Annotated in this window: 20 protein-coding genes and 1 pseudogene; 20 read left to right on the forward strand and 1 reads right to left on the reverse strand. The window is 31.6% G+C overall.

From position 1 onward, the window contains the following. Positions 1-12: 12 nt before the first annotated feature. The 17 genes and pseudogenes from rplO (at position 13) to SERIO_RS01575 (ending at position 15210) form a co-directional block, all read left to right on the forward strand. A complete protein-coding gene (rplO, locus tag SERIO_RS01500; RefSeq protein WP_047791154.1) occupies positions 13-450 on the forward strand; it encodes a 50S ribosomal protein L15 in 438 nt (145 codons plus the stop codon). Then, the gene (gene secY / locus SERIO_RS01505; RefSeq protein WP_408020058.1) at positions 447-1880 is read left to right on the forward strand and encodes a preprotein translocase subunit SecY; all 1434 of its coding nucleotides are present in this window, start codon (positions 447-449) and stop codon (positions 1878-1880) included. Before rplO ends, secY begins: the two co-directional genes overlap by 4 nt. Positions 1881-1901: 21 nt before the next feature. Next, complete coding sequence (locus SERIO_RS01510; RefSeq protein WP_047791156.1) at positions 1902-2540, forward strand: adenylate kinase; 639 nt, start codon at positions 1902-1904, stop codon at positions 2538-2540. A gap of 23 nt (positions 2541-2563) precedes the next feature. Then, complete coding sequence (gene infA, locus SERIO_RS01515) at positions 2564-2782, forward strand: translation initiation factor IF-1 (RefSeq protein ID WP_025317111.1); 219 nt, start codon at positions 2564-2566, stop codon at positions 2780-2782. Between the two features lie 26 nt (positions 2783-2808). After that, positions 2809-2922, forward strand: a complete 114-nt coding sequence (gene rpmJ, locus SERIO_RS06390; protein WP_073797358.1) for a 50S ribosomal protein L36 — start codon at positions 2809-2811, stop codon at positions 2920-2922. A gap of 18 nt (positions 2923-2940) precedes the next feature. Then, a complete protein-coding gene (gene rpsM / locus SERIO_RS01520) occupies positions 2941-3306 on the forward strand; it encodes a 30S ribosomal protein S13 (RefSeq protein ID WP_047791157.1) in 366 nt (121 codons plus the stop codon). A gap of 12 nt (positions 3307-3318) precedes the next feature. Further along, the gene (gene rpsK, locus SERIO_RS01525) at positions 3319-3708 is read left to right on the forward strand and encodes a 30S ribosomal protein S11 (RefSeq protein WP_047791158.1); all 390 of its coding nucleotides are present in this window, start codon (positions 3319-3321) and stop codon (positions 3706-3708) included. Positions 3709-3724: 16 nt separating this feature from the next. Then, complete coding sequence (locus tag SERIO_RS01530) at positions 3725-4678, forward strand: DNA-directed RNA polymerase subunit alpha (protein WP_047791159.1); 954 nt, start codon at positions 3725-3727, stop codon at positions 4676-4678. A 20-nt stretch (positions 4679-4698) separates the two neighbouring features. Continuing rightward, positions 4699-5058, forward strand: a complete 360-nt coding sequence (gene rplQ / locus SERIO_RS01535) for a 50S ribosomal protein L17 (RefSeq protein WP_047791160.1) — start codon at positions 4699-4701, stop codon at positions 5056-5058. Positions 5059-5144: 86 nt separating this feature from the next. Next, positions 5145-5888 (forward strand): type I methionyl aminopeptidase, encoded by a 744-nt coding sequence (gene map, locus SERIO_RS01540; protein ID WP_047791161.1) that lies wholly within the window; start codon positions 5145-5147, stop codon positions 5886-5888. Between the two features lie 147 nt (positions 5889-6035). After that, the gene (locus SERIO_RS01545) at positions 6036-6737 is read left to right on the forward strand and encodes a hypothetical protein (RefSeq protein ID WP_047791162.1); all 702 of its coding nucleotides are present in this window, start codon (positions 6036-6038) and stop codon (positions 6735-6737) included. A gap of 38 nt (positions 6738-6775) precedes the next feature. Next, a complete protein-coding gene (locus SERIO_RS01550; protein WP_047791163.1) occupies positions 6776-10873 on the forward strand; it encodes an ABC transporter permease in 4098 nt (1365 codons plus the stop codon). 12 nt (positions 10874-10885) lie between these two features. Beyond that, positions 10886-11845 (forward strand): lipoprotein, encoded by a 960-nt coding sequence (locus tag SERIO_RS01555; protein WP_047791164.1) that lies wholly within the window; start codon positions 10886-10888, stop codon positions 11843-11845. Positions 11846-11875: 30 nt separating this feature from the next. Continuing rightward, entirely contained in the window at positions 11876-13036 is a 1161-nt protein-coding gene (locus tag SERIO_RS01560) for a Vmc-like lipoprotein signal peptide domain-containing protein (RefSeq protein ID WP_047791165.1), read from the forward strand. A gap of 172 nt (positions 13037-13208) precedes the next feature. Next, positions 13209-13394, forward strand: a complete 186-nt coding sequence (locus tag SERIO_RS01565) for a hypothetical protein (protein ID WP_047791166.1) — start codon at positions 13209-13211, stop codon at positions 13392-13394. Between the two features lie 171 nt (positions 13395-13565). Next, positions 13566-14269, forward strand: a pseudogene (locus SERIO_RS01570) (ABC transporter ATP-binding protein). 5 nt (positions 14270-14274) lie between these two features. Then, complete coding sequence (locus tag SERIO_RS01575) at positions 14275-15210, forward strand: ABC transporter permease (protein WP_236682165.1); 936 nt, start codon at positions 14275-14277, stop codon at positions 15208-15210. A 117-nt stretch (positions 15211-15327) separates the two neighbouring features. Here the strand turns inward: SERIO_RS01575 and SERIO_RS01580 are convergent, their stop codons facing one another. Further along, positions 15328-15744: a hypothetical protein gene (locus tag SERIO_RS01580; RefSeq protein ID WP_236682166.1), complete on the reverse strand. Its 417-nt coding sequence runs from the start codon at positions 15742-15744 to the stop codon at positions 15328-15330. Positions 15745-16049: 305 nt separating this feature from the next. Here SERIO_RS01580 and SERIO_RS01585 point away from each other — a divergent pair, with 305 nt between their 5' ends. From SERIO_RS01585 to SERIO_RS01595, 3 genes are read left to right on the forward strand one after another with little or no spacing between them, the layout of a single operon-like run. Further along, the gene (locus SERIO_RS01585; RefSeq protein WP_047791167.1) at positions 16050-17021 is read left to right on the forward strand and encodes a glycosyltransferase family 2 protein; all 972 of its coding nucleotides are present in this window, start codon (positions 16050-16052) and stop codon (positions 17019-17021) included. A 23-nt stretch (positions 17022-17044) separates the two neighbouring features. After that, positions 17045-17866, forward strand: coding sequence for an RDD family protein (locus tag SERIO_RS01590; protein WP_047791168.1), 822 nt, complete (start codon positions 17045-17047; stop codon positions 17864-17866). 40 nt (positions 17867-17906) lie between these two features. Then, positions 17907-20111 carry an ATP-dependent helicase gene (locus SERIO_RS01595; RefSeq protein ID WP_047791169.1) on the forward strand — a complete coding sequence of 735 codons (2205 nt, stop codon included), beginning with the start codon at positions 17907-17909 and terminating at the stop codon, positions 20109-20111. Positions 20112-20125: the final 14 nt, after the last annotated feature.

Consider the following 20125-nt stretch of genomic DNA (forward strand, 5'->3'; position numbering starts at 1 on the left):
GAGTTTATATTAATGAAATTACATGAATTAAAATATAGTGATGGCGCTCGTCATGAAAAAAAACGTTTAGGACGAGGAACATCTTCCGGAACGGGAAAAACTTCTGGAAAAGGTAATAAAGGTCAAAATGCTCGTACTGGTGGAGGAGTGCGCCCTGGATTTGAAGGGGGACAAACTCCAATCTTTCGAAGAATCCCGAAAGTAGGATTTACCAATATTAATACCAAAAGCTATACAATCTTTAACTTAAAAGATTTAGAAAAATTAAATGTGAGTGAAATTAATCACCAAACATTAGCTCAAAAAAAATTAATTAAATCAGAAAAAGAATTAATTAAAATCTTAGGTAGTGGTACAATATCTAAGAGCGTCAATGTCAAAACAAATAAAATTTCAAAAGCAGCCCAACAAGCAATTGAAGCGGCTGGGGGGAAAGTAGAGGTAATATAATAGTGAAAACCAAAGCTAAAAAAAGAAAGGCCAAGAAAGCAGCACAAGTTGATCTTGTCAAATCAAATAACTTTTTTGTCAAAAATAAGTATCTAATTAAAAGAATTGCTTTCACCCTAATTGTGTTAGTTGTAATTCGATTAGGAAGTTATTTGACCATGCCCGGAGTTACCGTTAGTCCTAATATTCAAGATTTATCAAATACTGATCAGTTCTTCAGTTTAATCTCAATGTTAGGGGGAGGAACTTTAGGAAAATTCTCAATTTTAGCTTTGGGAGTTTCGCCATATATTACTGCCTCAATTATTGTCCAGTTGTTATCAACGGATGTGATTCCACCATTATCGCGTTGAGCGAAGGGTGGGGAAAAAGGTCGCAAAAAATTAGACCGTTTAACAAAATGATTAACAATTCCTTTTGCAATTATGCAGGGAGTAGCCACAATCTTTACAATGGCGAACCAGGGAATTATTAGTCCGAAGTGATCAACCAATGATTTTGGAACGGGGAGTCCAATTTTCTACTACATTTTAGTTCCATGTGCTTTAATTGCTGGAACCATGTTTATGTTATGAATTGCTGATCAAATCACAATTCGGGGAATTGGAAACGGAGTTTCAATCATTATTTTTGCGGGAATTGTGGCAAAGTTACCAAGTAACTTAGAAACAACCTTTAAGTTTTGAATTTCTGACCAAGAAGACATTAACCTATTATTTGATGGGATTTTAAAATTCCTTGTTTATGTGGTAATGTTCTTATTAGTAATCTTGTTTGTTGTCATGTTAAATGAATCGGAACGAAAACTACCAATTCAACAAACCGGAAGTGGACTGTCCTCGGGTGGTGAACAGAACAAACCCTTCTTGCCGTTAAAAATTAACTCGGCGGGGGTAATTCCTGTTATTTTTGCCTCAGCTTTAATTTCCGCTCCTATTACAGTTTCCCAAATTATTAGTGTTTCGAACCCTAATAATGGGTTTGTCCAGTTTACAAATAACTACTTATCATTTTCAACTTGACCAGGAATTATTATTTATGCAGTTTTAACAATTCTTTTCACATTCTTGTATTCGCAAGTACAAATGAATCCTGAGAAAATTGCTGAAAACTTTCAAAAAGCGGGAACCTTTATTCCCGGCGTGCGACCAGGGAAGGAAACTGAAAAATATATTAAGGGAACAATTAACCGCTTAAGTATTTTAGGGTCGATTTTCTTAGCCGCCATTGCGATTTTACCATATGTTATTAGTAAGCTAACTAGTTTACCAAGTGCCTTAGCAATTGGGGGGACTGGATTAATTATTATGGTGTCAGTTGCGTTAGAAACAATGCGTCAAATTAAAGGACGAATTACGCAACAAGCCTTTATTGATAAAAAATCACAAAGTTTGAATCAAGATTTAAATGATAATTCATACTTGTGATAAGAAAGGTGTGTTATTAATTTTATGCGCAATATTATATTATTAGGAGCACCAGGCAGTGGAAAGGGAACCCAATCAGAAAAAATTATTGCTCAGTTTGGTTATAACCATATCTCAACCGGTGATATTATTCGGGACAATATTCGTAATAACACCGCAAAGGGGAACTTAGCTAAAAAATATTCTGAACAAGGGAAACTAGTTCCTGATGACTTGATGATTGAGATGCTAGAAGATTATTTACAAACAGTTCAGGGTGATATCATTTGAGATGGTTTTCCCCGCACTGTTAATCAAGCGGAAAAACTAGACGAATTATTAGCAAAACGAAATGCAAAAGTTGATCATACGCTATACTTTGAAATTGCGGAATCAAAACTAATCGATCGGATTACGGGACGATTAACATGTCCAACTTGTAAAAGAACTTATCACATTACCTTCCACCCTCCGAAAGTGGCCGGAATTTGTGATTATGATCAAACCCCACTAGTCCGTCGTGCGGATGATACCGCTGAAAAAGTCCAAGTAAGATTAGCAGAATATAAACGAGATACTGAACCATTAGTTCAATATTATCTTAATAAGCAAAACCTATCAGTTATTGATGCTGATATGGAAGGTGACGCTGTTTGAAACCAAATCGTTGCAATTATTAAGTAACAAAAGAGATTGGAGGTAATAAAATGGCTAAATCTGATTTACTAGATGTTCAAGGAAAAGTTTTAGAAGTATTACCAAATACAATGTTTAAGGTCGAATTAGAAAACGGCGCAGTTATTTTAGCTCACGTCTCTGGTAAAATTCGTATGAATTACATTCGCATTTTACCGGGCGATTTAGTAACTGTTGAAATGTCACCATATGATTTAGAACGTGGGCGTATTGTCTTTCGACACAAATAAATTAAGTTTGAGGAGGAGTATGCACGATGAAAGTACGATCATCAGTCAAAAAAATCTGCGACAAATGTCGGGTAATTAGAAGAAAAAATCGCGTTATGATAATCTGTCAACAACCAAAACACAAGCAAAGACAGGGATAAAAGGAGGAAAATAGAAACATGGCACGTATCGGAGGAGTCGATATTCCAAATGATAAAAGGGTAGTTATTGCCTTAACTTATATCTTTGGAATCGGAAAACCACTATCTCAACAAATCTTAGCAGATGCTAAAATCTCAGAAGATGTACGAGTAAAAGATTTATCAGAAGAAGAATTAACTAAAATTAGAAATGAAATTGCAAAATACAAAACCGAAGGGGATTTACGTCGTGAAGTTGCCCTAAATATTAAACGATTGATGGAAATTGGAAGTTATCGGGGAATGCGTCACCGTAAAGGGTTACCAGTTAGAGGGCAATCAACAAAACAAAACGCGCGTACTGCTAAAGGACCACGAAAAACAGTAGCGAATAAGAAAAAATAGAGGAGTGTAATTATGGCTGTTAAAAAAGTAACTAATAAGAAAAAAGTTAAAAAAAATATTAATAAAGGTGTGGCCCACATTCACTCAACTTTCAATAATACAATTGTCACTATTTCCGATGAAGGCGGGAATGTAATTTCATGATCATCAGCGGGAGCGATGGGATTTAAAGGAAGTAAAAAATCAACCCCATATGCTGCGCAAATGGTTGCCGAAGCGGCGGGAAAAGCTAGTCAAGAACACGGAATGCACAGCATTCAAGTTGAAGTAAAAGGACCAGGTCCGGGTCGAGACGCGGCAGTAAGAAGTTTACAAGCAATTGGGTTAGATATTACTTCAATTAAAGATGTAACTCCAATTCCTCATAATGGGGCTCGTCCACCAAAAAGACCACGAGGATAAGGAGAGTGATAGTTAGATGAAACAATTTATTAGACCAGAATTTAAATTAGAAGCGGAAGACAAATCAAACAATTATGGAAAATTTTTAGTTGAACCATTAGAACGTGGATTTGGAATTACCCTGGGAAATGCATTGCGCAGAACATTATTATCTTCAACTCCCGGAGCGGCAGTGTTTGCAATCCGGATTAAAGGAGCCTCACATGAATTTACCGCAATTCCCGGTGTTGTCGAACATGTTACAAAAATTATTTTAAATATTAAAAACCTTGTGTTAAAAATTGATCAAAATATTATTCCCGATGGGGAGTCAGTAATTTTAAAAATTAATTCTAACAAGGAAGGCGATGTGTTAGCAAAAGATATTGAATTACCAGCTGGTGTTGAAGTAATCAATAAGGATTTACATATTGCCACAATTGCGAAGGGCGGAGAATTAAACTTAGAATTACATGCTCGTAATTCGCGGGGATATAAATCATTTAATGATAATAAAAAAGAAAAGAAATATGCGGACTTAATTGTCATTGATTCAAACTATTCACCAGTTCAAAAGGTTTCTTATACAGTTGAACCAACCAAAGTAGGAAAAAATGCTGATTTAGAAAAATTAGAAATTGAAGTCCAAACTGATAGTTCAATTACGCCAGTTAACGCGATTGCGATGGCAGGTAAAATTCTATCGGAACACTTAGAATTCTTTATTAACTTAAATGAAGCAATTAAAGCAACCCAAGTTATTTCATCGGAAACTGAAAAAGAAGAGGATGAATTAGACCGTAGTATTGATGAGTTAGAATTTACTCCACGTTCACAAAACTGCTTGAAACGTGCTAAAATTGAAACCCTTCGTGATCTAATATCAAAAACCGAAGAAGAAATCCAAGAAATTCGAAACTTAGGTAAAAAATCATTAACTGGAATTAAAGAAAAAGTAGCCGCTTTAGGTTTACATTTTAGAAGAGATTAAACAGAAAGGAGCAGCAATTCATGTCATATCAACAAAAAAGAGGTAAAAATACATCATGACGTAATGGTTTAATGCGTAATCTTGCAGCGGAGCTAATTATTAATGAAAGATTAGAAGTAACAGAAACCAGAGCAAAAGAATTGCGTCGCCATGTTGACAAATTAATTACCTTAGGAAAACGTCAAGACTTACATGCTCGTCGAAGAGCGGCTAGTTTTTTAAGAGATATTGAAGCAAACGAAAAAGAAACTGCTTTACAAAAATTATTTAATGGCATTGCCAAAAAATACAAAGATCGCAATGGTGGTTATACCCGAATTTTAAAATTAGATAATCGTCGTGGTGATAACGCCCCTATGGTAATCATTGAATTAGTATAAGCAACCTTTTTAGCTAATGGCCCCACGTGGCTATTAGTTTTTTCTTTCTTATGTTATGATAGATAAGTAGAAAAGATGGTGAAAAAATGATAACCTTAAAATCGAGCGAAGATTTAGTTAAAATGCGGGTTGCTTGTAATGTGTTAAAATTAGTCCACCAGGAATTACGGGCAATGATTAAACCAGGAATTACCGGGGTTGAACTAGATAAAAGGGCAGAGGAAATTATTCGCCAACACCAGTGTGAACCGAATTTTAAAGGTTTATATGGTTTTCCGGCCACAATCTGTGTGTCAATTAATGATGTTTTAGTCCACGGGATTCCTAATAATACACCGCTTAAAAATGGTGATTTAGTGTCAATTGATGCTGGGTGTGCCTACCAAGGGTTTAATAGTGATGGTGCTTTTACAATGATTGTCGGTGAGCCGTTAAGTGACTTACACCAACAACTAGTGGATGTTACCAAAAATTCGTTAAACCAGGCGATTGCCATTCTAAAACCAGGAGTTCGGATTGGTGATATTGGCCACGTGATTCAAGAATATGTTGAAGGCAATGGTTTTTTCTTGCCCCAAGAATTTACTGGCCACGGAATTGGAAAAGAACTACATGAAGATCCCCACATTCCCAATGTTGGTGAACCACACACGGGCTTACGCTTGCAAGCAGGAATGACCATTTGTATTGAACCAATGGTTCAAATCGGAACTGCTAAAATTAAAATGCTGAGTGATGGGTGAACCCCCGTTTCGGTTAATGGGTTACCAAGTGCCCATTTTGAACACACTATTTTAATTACCGAGAATGGACATGAAGTTTTAACTTAATGTTATTTTAATAATCAAAAATCTAGTTTTTAACTAGATTTTTTAATTTTTACATTAAAAATTTTTAAAAATCCCCAATTTTTGCCCTTTTTATCTGTTTAAATTAATGTTATAATAAATTAACTCTTACTAGGAGGCTATGAAAAAATGAAAGTTAATTTTAAGCAATTTTATCGTGGTTTTATTAGTACTATTTTAGGATTATTTAGTGCTTATATTTTAATTTCGTCATCATTTTCAATAATTTATCCTCAGGGAAAACTAAATTTTGTCAATATTATTTTAAAGTTAACTTATTTAGTCTTTATTAGTTTTGTGATGTTATTTTTTGTTGGGATCTTATTGCAAATTATGTTGAATTTTAAATCTTATCAGCACCAAACAAATATTCAGTGAAAACAAGTTTTAAAAGCTAATTGATTAATTATTATTTTATGAATTTTTAACTTATCATTATTTTCATACTGCTTATATGTTACTGTTCTTTACAATAATTATTTTGATAAACATTTTTATCCAACTTTTTTAACTTCTTTTTATTCGTTCTATGGAATTTTTTCAATCGGGTTTATTATCACTTTAATATTATTTCGTATTTATATCGCTTGAATTAAAGATGTCAGCAATATTACTGATTTAAATAATTTGACTATTTTAAAATATTTAGCCCACGATGATTTGGTTAAAACAATCCCATATAATTTTACGATTGCTTTCCCCAATATTTGTGAGCTGCCAATTGCCTGGTTTTTACTAGAAAAAGCGAAATTAATTAGTAATTTACGCAAAACATATTTATTAACCCAGTTTAAAAAACAAACAACACCCCCTCATCTTTTTTGTTTTTAATTTATTAAGTAAAAAATAAAAAGAAGGTGAAAAAAATAATGTCCGGTTTTAAGTTATTGTTTCAAAATAATATTAAAAATACAATCAAGAACAAAATCCAATTTATCGGGTTAGTAATTTTAGTATTTTTAACTTGCTTAATTTTTACAATAATTGAAGTTTCCAAACAACGTGTTGAAAATGTTTATCATAATTTTATTTCAGAAAAAATGAGTAATCAACATGATTTTGTTGTTGATTTTTCGCAAACTAGTTATGTTGAAAACACTGCTAGTGGTGCGGACCAGTTTTTAGCAATTTCCGATATTGAAGTTCGTCAAAATGCAATTTTAGATTATTTGCAAGCAGCAACTATGAATTCCGATTATCAATTTAATTTTGATTGGGTGGAAGCACGAGTTTTTAACTTAGGTAATAATAAGGTTATTAAAGCAGTGACTCTTAATCCCCATCAAGCAATTGATAAATTTGTTGTGAGTGCAGGGATGCCCCTAGGTTTTTATCAACAGTATTTAAATTCATTAAATAATGAAACCATGCATTGGGTTTATTTAACTCCTGAATTTGCCAAAAAGAATAACATCAAAATTAATGATGTCATTCGTTTACAAGCTGATAGTTACGGAACAACAATTAAAGTTGCGGATAGTGAATTACAACCAGTTGATTTAAGTCCTTATCAAAAAGAAGACATTAATAAGTGATTACCAAAATCACCATATGCCAACCAAAATTGGTTCCGGGTAGTTGGTTTTGGCCAGTCTGCTGATTTTATTACGCCAATCATAGACCAGTCGCATCCGTTTCCAAATATGAAGAATGAAGGGTTAGCATATGTTGACCAAAAATTATTTGGGCTAGTCAACGATACTGTCCGTGATGCTAATAATCAAAGCTACGATATTACGAGACTAGATATTACTAAACAAGTCTTAACCCCTGCCAGTCAATCTGATCGGGAAGTTTATTATGTTGGAAAATTTACTAATAACTATCGTGATGAGGTCAAGGAAAGTTTAATTAATAATACTCTAAACCCTTATTTAAATAGCAAACGTGGGGTGACAATTGGTTTACATTCCTATTATAGTAAAACGCTTACGGGTGACACCCCAGTCCTTACTTTCCGTACTGATAAGCGCTATCCGTTTGCTAAAAGAACAACTTATTTCTTAACAACCTTAAATGGGTTTATTACTGGCTCTTATATTCTCATTGCGGTTATTTTAATTATTTCTTTCTTTGTGTTAGTCTTAGTTATTAAACGTCAGATTGAAGCTACTGGTCCCCAAAATGGGATTTTACGAGCATTGGGTTATCGTCGTCGAGAAATTATTAGTAGTTATTTAAGTTATCCACTTTTAATTGCCCTGGTTGGAGGAATTGTTGGGTATTTATTAGGAATTTCAAGCCAGTCAATTATTCGGATTATTTTTGGGGCATACTTTAATCTTCCGTATACTGGTTTTGCTTTAGCACCCTGAGCGTTAGTAATTTCTTTTATTGCAGTTTTTGCATTATTAACAGGGGTGACAATGATTAGTGCCACAATTATGATGCATTCCAAAACACCTTTGCAACTAATTAAGAAAGAAGAATCGTTTTCTGCCGGACGGATCAAAAAAATTGTTCAAAGAATTTGTACCGTTCGTAAAACATTTGATAACCGGTTCCAAGCAGTGCAGTTCTCTAATTCATTGGGGAAAATGTTTGGAGTTTCGTTGACAATGATTATTAGTACCATTCTAATTACAATTTCAACAACAATTCCGTTTATTTTACAAAATAATATTCGTTATTCTTATGCCGGTGATAATTATAATACCTTAGTTGAATATCAAGCCCCAGTTTATAATCTCCCCACAACTTTCTTAAAAACATATGATCCTACTCAACAACCATGAGATATTAATAATAGTGCCCTTAGTGATACTAATATGACGCGGAATGCCGATCAGTATATTAAGGATTTTGAACAAGCAACGATTAATCCTGAAAATTACTCACCAACTTATAATGCCACTGAAATGCGATCAATGCTATATAAAAATATTTCAAAAGAATTTTTAAAAAGCAATAAGTTAAGTGTTCCCGCTGGTGATCAGTATTTGTCAAGAGCAGTTTGTATGAGTACCTGGGGTGATTATAAAGACTATGGGTTAGGAAACTTAACTAAAGCAACGCTTGAAACTTACTTAGCTAATCCTGATACGGCAAAACAACATATTAATGAATTAGAACAGTATCGGTTATTCTATTGAAAATATCGTGAGACAATTGCATTAGATGTGAAACGACCACAATACTTCATTAACAATAATTTAAATTTAGATGATAGTTTAAATAGTGAATTGTTTACTAGAAGTGATTACCAAAAAAAATTTGGTACTAGTTCGACCATGATTGTTTTAGATAATAATCATTTTCGTCCCGGACTTGAAGCCCCTCTTAAAACATCATTCCGAAAAGTGTTAGATAGTGGTAATGTCCAAGATTTTAATGCCAATTTAAAAAAACCAATGTATGATTTATATGATTGAATTTATTCATTCTTTATCAATAATGTTAGCCAATGTTTTACCCAGGGAGTTTATACACGCTCTCCCCAAGCAGTACGAACTGAAATGGCAGCAGCTTTTAAAGATCATAGTAAAAGTTTTAATTTAGCATTCGGAGTGGTACCGTTTAATCCCCACACTGATAATCGGGGAACAATGTTCCATGGCCAAGTTAATAATATTAATGTTGATGTCTATGGAATTGACCAGAGTTTTAACAACCAAACTTTAAGTGATGGGAAAAATACCTTAAATAATAAATTATTTGCTAATAGCAATAATATTGTTATTAACCAAACCCTTGCTAAAAGGTTAGGATTAACAACTGGTGATCAAATTACAATAAAGGTTCTCCGCCAAGCGTTATTTAAGAATAGTGTAAATGGTTATCAGGATGCCCAACAAATTCTAAATAGTTGGGATGAATCACAAGTAACCGGAACTGATAGTAGTGGTCAAACAGTTGGAAAACTACTATTTAATGGTACAAATAATTACCAAAATGTGGCCTTAGGAGAGAAGGGAAATAACAAAGTTTTGGATAGTGCTTTAAATCCAAGTGATCCCAATGCCACAAATCCTACTATTTTAAATAATAAAATTGTTGATGGTAGTTATCTCTTAGGAAATGATAATGGTGATCAAGTCTTTAATATTGTTGGGGTAAATAATCAGTATGGTAGTGCGCGAGCTTGAATTAACAATGAGCGTGCCAATACAATTTTAGGTTATGACCAGACCCGTAATCATTTATTACGATTATTTATGAATGAATGACAAAATTCATTTGTTAAATCCTTACCAACATTATCAGCACCTTATCAAACCGCCCTTAGTGCTTTAGAAACGTTTATTAAAAATAACCAAAGCACCCCAATTAATCAATTATGAACAGCTTTTGTTAATAATTTTCAAAAACAAGCATTGGTTGTTAATTGAATTAAGGTTTTTGAAAATGAATATCCACTGTTTAATTATAAATTATCAAGAAGTCTAACTACTGATGATCTGCAAAGTGGTTTGGCCACTGTTCAAAGTTTTGGGGATTATAGTTTCTATGGATTAAACGGGGGTACAGTTGGAACGACAGTCTATCCACCGTATTCCGAAAGTTCATTTAATAATTTATTGCCAATTACCACGGCCAAGGAAATTTTACAAAATTTAGCCCAGGCGGTGTTGGGAGTGATTGCCTTTATTATTGCAATTTCCTTCATTCTAAGTTTTATGATTATTATTTTAACAAGTAATGTTGTTATTGCTGAAAACCGAACAATCATTGCCACAATGAAAGTTCTGGGTTATAGTAACCGTTATATTACTAAACTAGTAATAGGAATGTATATTCCTGTTATTGTAATAATGACCATCGCCGGGTTTGGTTTTGGTTGATTATTCTTAACAATTGGTATTAATGTGCTAACTAATATGGGAATGGTCTTCCCCCTAATGATGAATGCCGCGATCCCAATCATTGCGATTGCGAGTGGTTTTGCTTTATACCTAATTGCCTATTTAATCAGTTGATTTAATATGAATAAAATTAATCCGTTGGTGGCAATTATGTCCGCAAATTAAAGGAGTGACAATATGAAAAAATTATTAACAATGCTTGGTGCACTTACCATTGTGACTTCTTCAACAATGAGTGTTGTTAGTTGTCAAACTGGGAGTGGTAATTGGAATGATATCCCTGTTGACCCACCTATCTTAGCATTGGATGTCAAAGGCTTTGCTGGTGTTAATTTTAAAGATGTTAATCCGCAAGATAATAATCAAACCATTCCGATGTTATTTGCCCAATTAGCAAAACTTTTTCAAGGAACAAAATGAGATTTTAACACCCTACATCAACAGATTAAGTTCAACGGATCGCTAATTACTAATCCCAACCCGGATTTATACCGGAATGGTGAGTATAATATTGTAATTAATGATAATACTAGTGAAAATGAACTAACAATTAATAAAACGGTTGTTAATTCAAACCATATTGCCGATAAAGTAAAAAATTTAGATTTAGGAATTGTTGATGATGCTCGCCCCAAAACGCTCTTGATTGCTACTGTTTTCAATAATATGGGCTTAATTTCCGAAATTGATAAATTTGGAACATTCTTTATTGGCGAAGAAACCGAAGCAATTTGAAATCAACAAATTACCAGTGTTCCCCGTTTAAAAATTGATGCAAATAACGGAACTGCCATTTTAGAAACTGGGAAGGATCATTGAACTGACCATGATGATCCCCACAAAGATTATTATGGGACAGTTATTGTTCATTTTACAGTTAAATCAAAACAACCTCCCGCCAATCCAATGGATCTTACCAATTCAGGATTGTCCACTAATTTAGGTAAATTACCACAAGTATCAATTTTACAGATTATGATGATGTTTATTACCCTAAATTTTGCGGGAAGTCTTGATAAACTAAGTGAACTCTTAAATGATTTATATGTAAAAAATATTACTAACAATTCTGCGGATATTGAAGCTTGATCAGGCTCAAAATATTTTAGCGGAGCACTTAAAGTTAATTTTAGTTAAATTAAATTTATTAAAAAGGAGATGAACAAAATGAGAAAATTAATGATGATTTTAGCATCACTAACAATTACAGCAACTACTGCAACGACGGTTGTTGCTTGTAATAATGGGACAAAAGAAAACAAGGTGAATGTTAAAGACAAATACCAAGTTGTCCCGACAGTTAAAAATATTAAAGCTGCTATCCAAAAAGATGGCGTAAATCCTGATGATGTTGATATTGATATTCAACCGGGAATGAAGTCAGCTATTATTCGTTATATGCCAAATACGCCTAACTTACCATTTTTAACAAAAAAGATTGCCTTAGAGTGAGCAACAACTGATATTAATCAGATGTTAAAAATTCTTTCGGTTCCCTATAGCAAAGATGACCTTGGTGAAAATGTTAAACCAGAAACAGCATTAGCAATTATTAATATTTTAAATGGAACTCAATTTACGCTTGACCAGGTGGATGTTGTTGTTGACAATGATAGCCATATTATTACGCTAACTCCAAAAGCAGGTAGTGGTTTAACTGGCAATGCGGTAACCATTGATGGTCAACCAATTACTTTTAATGATATTTTCCAAGAGACAAATTTAGGAACAATTTATATTGATAAAGATTTATATGATAAATATATTAGTAATCCGAGTTCTAACATATTATTTATGGCTGCTGCAATTATGGAATTTGGTGGTGATCGTAACCGTTTCCCCGCTTATTATAAATCAACAATGGCCACTGCTATGATTAATGCCATTGGTTCAGCGGTAGTTAATATTGATCCTAATACTAAAAAAGGGACATTTTCAATGGAAACAAAAGTGGATGGGGTTATTGCCCAATCCGGATTTACCTTTAATTTTACAGTTGATACTAATCCGCGAACATATTTAACCGAAAATAATACTAAACCAACATCAGGTGATACTATTAATGTGACATTACCAGGAACTTATACAGAGCAAAACCTTGATCAATTACGTTATGATTTAGTTAAACAATTATTAGGAGAAAATTTTGCTAATAAATACAAAGATATTTTCTATGATGAAATTTGAGTATTAAGTTTTGATGCCAATACTAAAAATGCAGTACTAACACCAAAACCAGGTTCGAAAATCTTTGAAATTTCAGATGAGGCTGCTGCACCATTAACTGGAATTCCATATTATACTTTAAATGTTACGTTTGGTGGTTAATAAGGTTAGTAAAAAAGATGTTATTTTGTAATAACATCTTTTTTTCAATATTTTCCTAATTAAATTTTTTATTTTATGAAATTCTTAATTTTAGTTTGATATTTATTTTAAATTGAGATATTATCTTAGATATCACTTTATTAGAAGAAATGATATAGGGGGAGAGGATATTATGAAGTTTTTCTCAAAAGTTAAAGAGTATAACTGAGTATATAAAACAGGTTCAAGAAAGCGAAGTGGGTCTGGAAGTTGGGATCCCTTTAATTATAAAAGAATTGCTCGCATTGAAAGAGAATTAATTTGTTTACGTAAAAAAGAAGAAGCCCAAAATAAAGATGATCTTTATTACGGTCGTTAATAATTAATAATGAACACCTAACCAATGGATACCTAAAATAAATAGTTATTTTATTGTTAAGTCCTTTTAGTTAGGTGTTTTTATATGCCACAAGAAGATTTCTAGGGGTATTATGAAATACTTTTTAATTATGCTATAATTTTATTAGTTTATGTTTATAGGAGAATAGTTATGATTCAGATTAATGATCTTAATAAAAATTATGGGAAGAAAATTGCTAATTTTAATATTAATATCAATATTAATGTGGGTGAAGTATATGGAATCTTAGGGCCAAATGGCGCGGGGAAAACTACCTTAATAAGCAAATTATGGGATTTATTAAATCTGATGCGGGGACAATTTTAATTGATGGTTTGAATCCTTGAACAGATGCCAAACAAATTATGAAATCTACTGGTTATGTGGCTGGAGAAATTAGTTTATATGATAATTTAACTGGAATTGAATATTTAAAATTAATTACAAAATTTAGACCAGAAGTTGATTGAACATATGTAGAAAAATTATTGTTGCATTTTGATTTGGATGCTAGTCAAAAAATTAAAAGAATGTCAAAAGGTATGAAACAAAAAACTGCGTTAATTGCGGCCACTATGATTAAGCCTAAATTTTTAGTTTTAGATGAACCAACAAGTGGTTTGGATCCTGTTATGAAAAACCAATTTAATGAATTAATAATCAAAATGAAACAGGATTATCAAACAACGATTCTGATTTGCTCCCATGTTTTTGAAGAAGTAACAAAACTTTGTGATCGTATTGGGTTTATTAAAAATGGTAAATTAATTGATGAAGTTAAAGTTGTGGAACGTGATATTAATAAAATTGAAGAACATTTCAAAAAATTATATGAAAGAGAGAGTGTTTTATAAATATTATGAAAAAGGAATTTCTACATGATAATTTTAATGTAATTAAAAATCACTTTCGCCTTAATTGAAAATTAATATTATTTTTTGTTATTTTTTGATTAATTATAACAATAGATTTATTAGCAATGACCTTAATGTCTCATCTTCACGGTGTTAAAGTTCCAGTGATAGGGAATTTTACAGCGGAAATTAAAACAAGTGGTTCTTCAACCGGAACGACCTTAGTTTCAATTTCGCAAATGCTAAATTGAGCATTATTTGCTGGTCCGGGGATTGTCTTTTTTTCAATTTTTTCCTTAGTATTAATTAATAAGAATTTTATTAAAGAAGTAAATGGCGGACAAATTAACTTTTGATTAGTTTTGCCGTTATCGAGAAAGCAAATTGCAAGTGCTAAAATGTTTTATATTATTATTGCAAATATAATTGTTTTTGTTCCATCTTTTATTATTATTTTAATTTTTGCCGGAATTAGCTATGATGCTAAGCAATGATTTGGTTATGTATTTTTATATGGAATCCAATTTATTTTGTTTATTGCCTTATTGATAATGATTTATACTTTAATTTCAGTATGGTTAGTTGAAAAAACAATGACAATTAATATTATTAACGCTTTGATAGCATTTTGAATTTTAATAACATGAATTATTTTGTTAATATATGATATGAACCCAACTCAATTTCCGGGATTAGAATATATTAAATATATTTCTTTACAATCAATGGTAGTTGTTCCGCTTAAATTTTCTTCATCAAAAATAGGTTCTGAAACTATCATTCCAATTGATAGTAGTCATGATTTATATTTGAAAGCATATCAGCATTTACAATTTAATAAAATTGCTATTACAATTTGTACAATATTATTACCAATATTAGCAACTGGATTTGGTTTTTGCGGAGTATATCTATTTAATCGGAAAGATCTAAAAATTTAAAATATATTAAAAAAATAGCAATTAATTGCTATTTTTCTAACCAATAAGAAATTGAATTGAATCTACTTGGGAAGTTGTTGAGCATTCATGTACTGAACCAGCTGTTCTTACATAAATTTATGATATTAATTCAAGTGCAGTAATTCCTTCATCATCATTATATGCTGCTTTTAGAGTTAAATCAATTTTACTTGTTTGGTGGTCTCAACCTGCTCATTGATCATTGGTTTCAGAATAATTTCAAACCCGCAAATTTTTGGTACTTTCTTTTGCATTAAATTTTAACTCAACAATATTATAATATTTAGCATTATCATAAGGGTGTAATGCAAAATAACCGTTAGCGTTAACAAAATTTGATTGACTAATAATATCCTCTCAATTAATTTTTGCAGTTGCTTTTGTAGCAGTTTGTGTGTCTTCAGTATCATGGGTTCCAGCAGCAGGAGTTGCAATTGAGTGTTTGATGCCAACACCATTTCAAATATTATTTAAATTGCTATTTTCTAATGTAATATCATTTTTTTCATACATAATTAATAGGTGGAACTCCGCTACTAATTAATCCAATCGATCCTAAGATTGCTATTAAACTTTTCATTGGCAAATTCTCCTTTAAATATGTCATTTTAGAAAGTACATTACTTTCTTAATTTAAATATAGCATAGTTATTATAAATTTAATTCTAAATTATAACAAATTTTATAAAATTATTTCTATTAAAATATTATATTTTTAACATACAATTTTAAAAAGTGGATATATTTTAAATTACTAAAAATTGACAAAAATAAGATATAATTATAGTAATAATAAAATTGTGAAAGGATGTCGGATTATGTTTTTATCAATTATTATTGTAACCCAAAATCACCCCGTAAAAATTCTACGAACATTATCGTCAATAAAAGCACAAAGCGATAGTGACTATGAAGTGATCTTAGTTGATGATTCTGGATTTCAACCAAAATCAACAGCGTTAGAATTATTAAGTGATAATTTTTATAATTTTGATAATAAAATTCAGGTGATTTCAAGTTTACGTGGGCAAGGGTTTTCATATGCAGTTAATGCGGCAATTAATATCGCGAATGGGGAATATTTTTTAGTTTTAGATGAGGGACAAATTTTAAAAGAAAATGCTGTTGCTACTTTAAAAACAAAAATTAAGGCAAATCATAAAGAACTAGTTCCAATTGATATGTTAGAATTTAAGTTATATTACAGTACTATTAAGGGAGAAAGTTACCTTCGGAATGATTTAAATAAACTATTAACTCCAAAAATTCAAAAAGAAGTTTTTGCCAATGTGCATACTTTAATTAACACGAAAGTATTTCGAACACAGTTTATTAAAGACCATAGAATTGAATTTATTAATTATGTTCGTAATGATAGTTTATTTATTTACAAAGCACTAGCCAATAGTGATGGTTTTTTAGCGATTGATGATGTTTTAGCAGAATATGAATTAGGAACAATTAATTATAGTGTTTTTGATCTTTTGAAGCAGTGAGTTCACATTTTTAACTTTTATCGCGAAATTGGGTTATATAAAGAGTATCATGAAGAATTAGAATATGCTTTTATTCGGTTCTGTTTAATTAGTTTCTTACGAATGGTTCGTTTACAAAATAATAAAAAATTAGCAATTAAGGGAGTTGTCAGCGCCCAAAATAAAATTGAACGAAGATTACGAAATTTTAAAGATAACAAGTATGTGCAAAATATCAATGATGAAAAATTTGCCCCAATTGTGCAGGATATTGAAGGATATCTTAAAAATTGAAAACTTACTTATGCAAAATAAATAGTTAAGAATGATGAATACCAATGAAAGTTATTGATAAAAAAACCACCCGTCAAAAGCAACCTTCAACCCCAACGCCAGATTTTGGTGATGCTAAGCAAATAACAACAAAATCTGATCCTTCGCAGCCAGAGAGCGAAAATAATAATGTGCAACTTAGTGATGATGACTACAATTACCACCAGTTATCACGGCCATTGAGAATTATTTTTGCTCGTTTTTTAGATCTAATCTTATCAAGCATTATTCCGCTAGTTCTTTCGCTAACGATGCGTCAGTGGGATCCTAACCATAGTGTCTGAGCACCAATTGTGGTTATTATTGCAACGTTTATTATTTTCTTTTGTTATTTTGTTATTATCCCGTATGTATGAAGGGGAAAAACCTTGGGAAAATGGCTAATGCGGATTACCTTAGTGACTACAAATGATAAATTACGAATGATTGTAATTTTTACCCGTGAATTATTTATTATTTTCATTCCGTGGTTCGTTGAATTAATTTTTAACTTTGTTTTTGATGTAATTTTTAAAGTGAACTTAGGTGAAATTTTAGCAGGACGCACAGAAACTAGTCAAATTGCCGCCATTGTGATGAAAATAGTTACCACATTTTATTTTTTATGGTACTTAGGGCTTGCTTTTGGTGTATATTTAAATAAGAACCATCAAATATTATTTGATAAACATTTTAATTTATTTATTGTTAAAATTAAACCAAACCAAGTTAAAAAACCCAAAAAGAAACGCGAAGCAATTACGCGTAACAAAGAACATGTTCATTTGAAAAAGGACCAACCAGGAAATATTTCTGATGAAGCATTAAAGGAAATTGAAGATTTATAAGGTAAATACTAAGTAGAAAGAATAAAGGGGTATCTTTGCAATGTTAAATGAATTTATTAAAGATTTGAATCCTAACCAACGCGAAGCAGTCTTAGCAATTAATGGACCGGTTCGAGTAATTGCTGGGGCTGGTAGTGGTAAAACACGTGTTATTATTAATAAAATTGCTTATTTAGTTCGTTATGGTAACCACAAACCATGAAGAATTTGTGCCCTAACTTTTACTAATAAGGCAGCTAATGAAATGAAAAATCGGATTGTTGATTTAATTGGCCAGGAGGGACGAAAAACTTGAATTTCAACTTATCATGCCTTATGTGTGAGAATTTTACGAGAAGATATTGAAACCCTAGGTTATCCGCGCAGCTTTAATATTATTGATACCACTGACCAAGACCAAATTATTCGAACAATCTATAAATCGGCAAACTTAAAATATGATGCCCAAGAAAGCCGAGTAGTAAAGTCACAAATTAGTAGTTGAAAAAATGATTTTTATTCACCAAGTCAAGTTATCGATGGCGCTTATGAAAATAGTGACAAAAAACGCTGAGGCTATGTTTATAAAGAATATGAGAAAAGATTAAAAGAATTAAATAGTTTAGATTTTAATGATTTAATTTTATTTACCCACCGTTTATTTTCTTATCATAAAGACATTTTGGCGAAATGACAAGATCGTTTTGATTATTTATTAGTTGATGAATTTCAAGATACGAATGATTTACAATTTGATATTATCAAATGATTATCAGAAACAAAGCAAAACATTACTGTGGTTGGTGATCCTGACCAGACTATTTATTCATGGCGGGGAGCTAAAATTCGCTTAATTTTAAATTTTGAACATTATTTTAAAGAAACCCAAACCATTATTTTAGATGAAAACTATCGTTCTAGTCAAAATATTTTATCCCTCGCCAATGATTTAATTGTTAATAATACCAATCGCATTAAAAAAGAATTGTTTACTAGTAAAGAATTAGGTGTCAAACCAATTTTATACCATGCGAGCAGTAGTTTAGATGAAAGTGATTTTATTGCCAGCAAAATTATCCAACTGGTGAAAAAAGAGGACTACCATTACCAAGATATTTTAATCTTATACCGTGCTAACTATTTATCTCGTGATATTGAAGGTTCCCTTGCTGATTATGGGATTTCTTATCGAATTTATGGGGCCTTTAAATTTTACGAACGGAAAGAAATTAAGGATGCCTTAGCATTATTAAAATTAGTAGTTAATAATGAAGAACTTGCTTTAGACCGGGTGCTATTATTTACTCCTAAAATTGGGCCAAAAGCCGTTGAGCAGGTGAAAGCAATTCTCAAAGAACACCAGGTAACTTTTAGCCAATTATTACTTGAGCATTTTGATTTATTACCAAATAGTTTAAAAAATAATTTAACGGCGCTTAGCGAAGCAATTTTTAGTGTTAATAGTTTATTACAAGACACTCAAAGTGTTAAAATAGTTATTGAAACCCTACTAGAAAAATCAGGTTATTTAAAACGTCTTGAAGATAATTTAGAAACTGAACGCGTAGAAAATATTAAAGAATTAATTGATGGAATTGCTAAATTTGACTTCCAAAATGCTGACTTGCAAGGTCTTGAATTAGTTAATGAATACTTACAATTAATTAGTTTACAAACCGACCATGATAATGATGAAATTAATGATGATAGTGTTTCATTAATGACAATTCATAATGCGAAAGGTTTAGAAAATAAAGTTGTTTTTATTGTTGGTCTTAATGAAGGAATTTTTCCTTCAATCCAAGCGATTAAAAGTGGTGAAAGTGAGTTAGAAGAAGAGCGTCGAACTTTATATGTTGCAATCACGAGAGCAAGAGAACTTTTATTTATTAGTTACGCCGATGGTTATTCATATGTTACCGGAAATGAAAGATTTCCTTCGCGTTTTGTTAAAGAGTTAAATCCGGACTTTTTAGAAACAATTGAAAGTGATTTATTAGGAACAACTGTTAAGTATAAAAGTAATTATAGTTTAGATGGGGAATGAGAAAATAGTTTAAGTAATTTTTCAAATAATGCTCTTAACACAAGTTCACAACCTTCCCATGAAAATTGATCCATTGATGATAGTGTTAGTCATGAAATTTTTGGAATTGGGGTTGTTGTGAAAAAAATCGGAGCTAACATTCAAGTTATTTTTCCTAGTCCGATTGGTTCAAAAATTATTTCAGCGGATAGTAAAGCTATTAAGAAAGTTAAGAATTAGCTAGGTTTAAAAAT

The sequence above is a fragment of the Spiroplasma eriocheiris genome, assembly GCF_001029265.1.
Taxonomy (GTDB): Bacteria; Bacillota_I; Bacilli_A; order Mycoplasmatales; family Mycoplasmataceae; genus Spiroplasma; species Spiroplasma eriocheiris.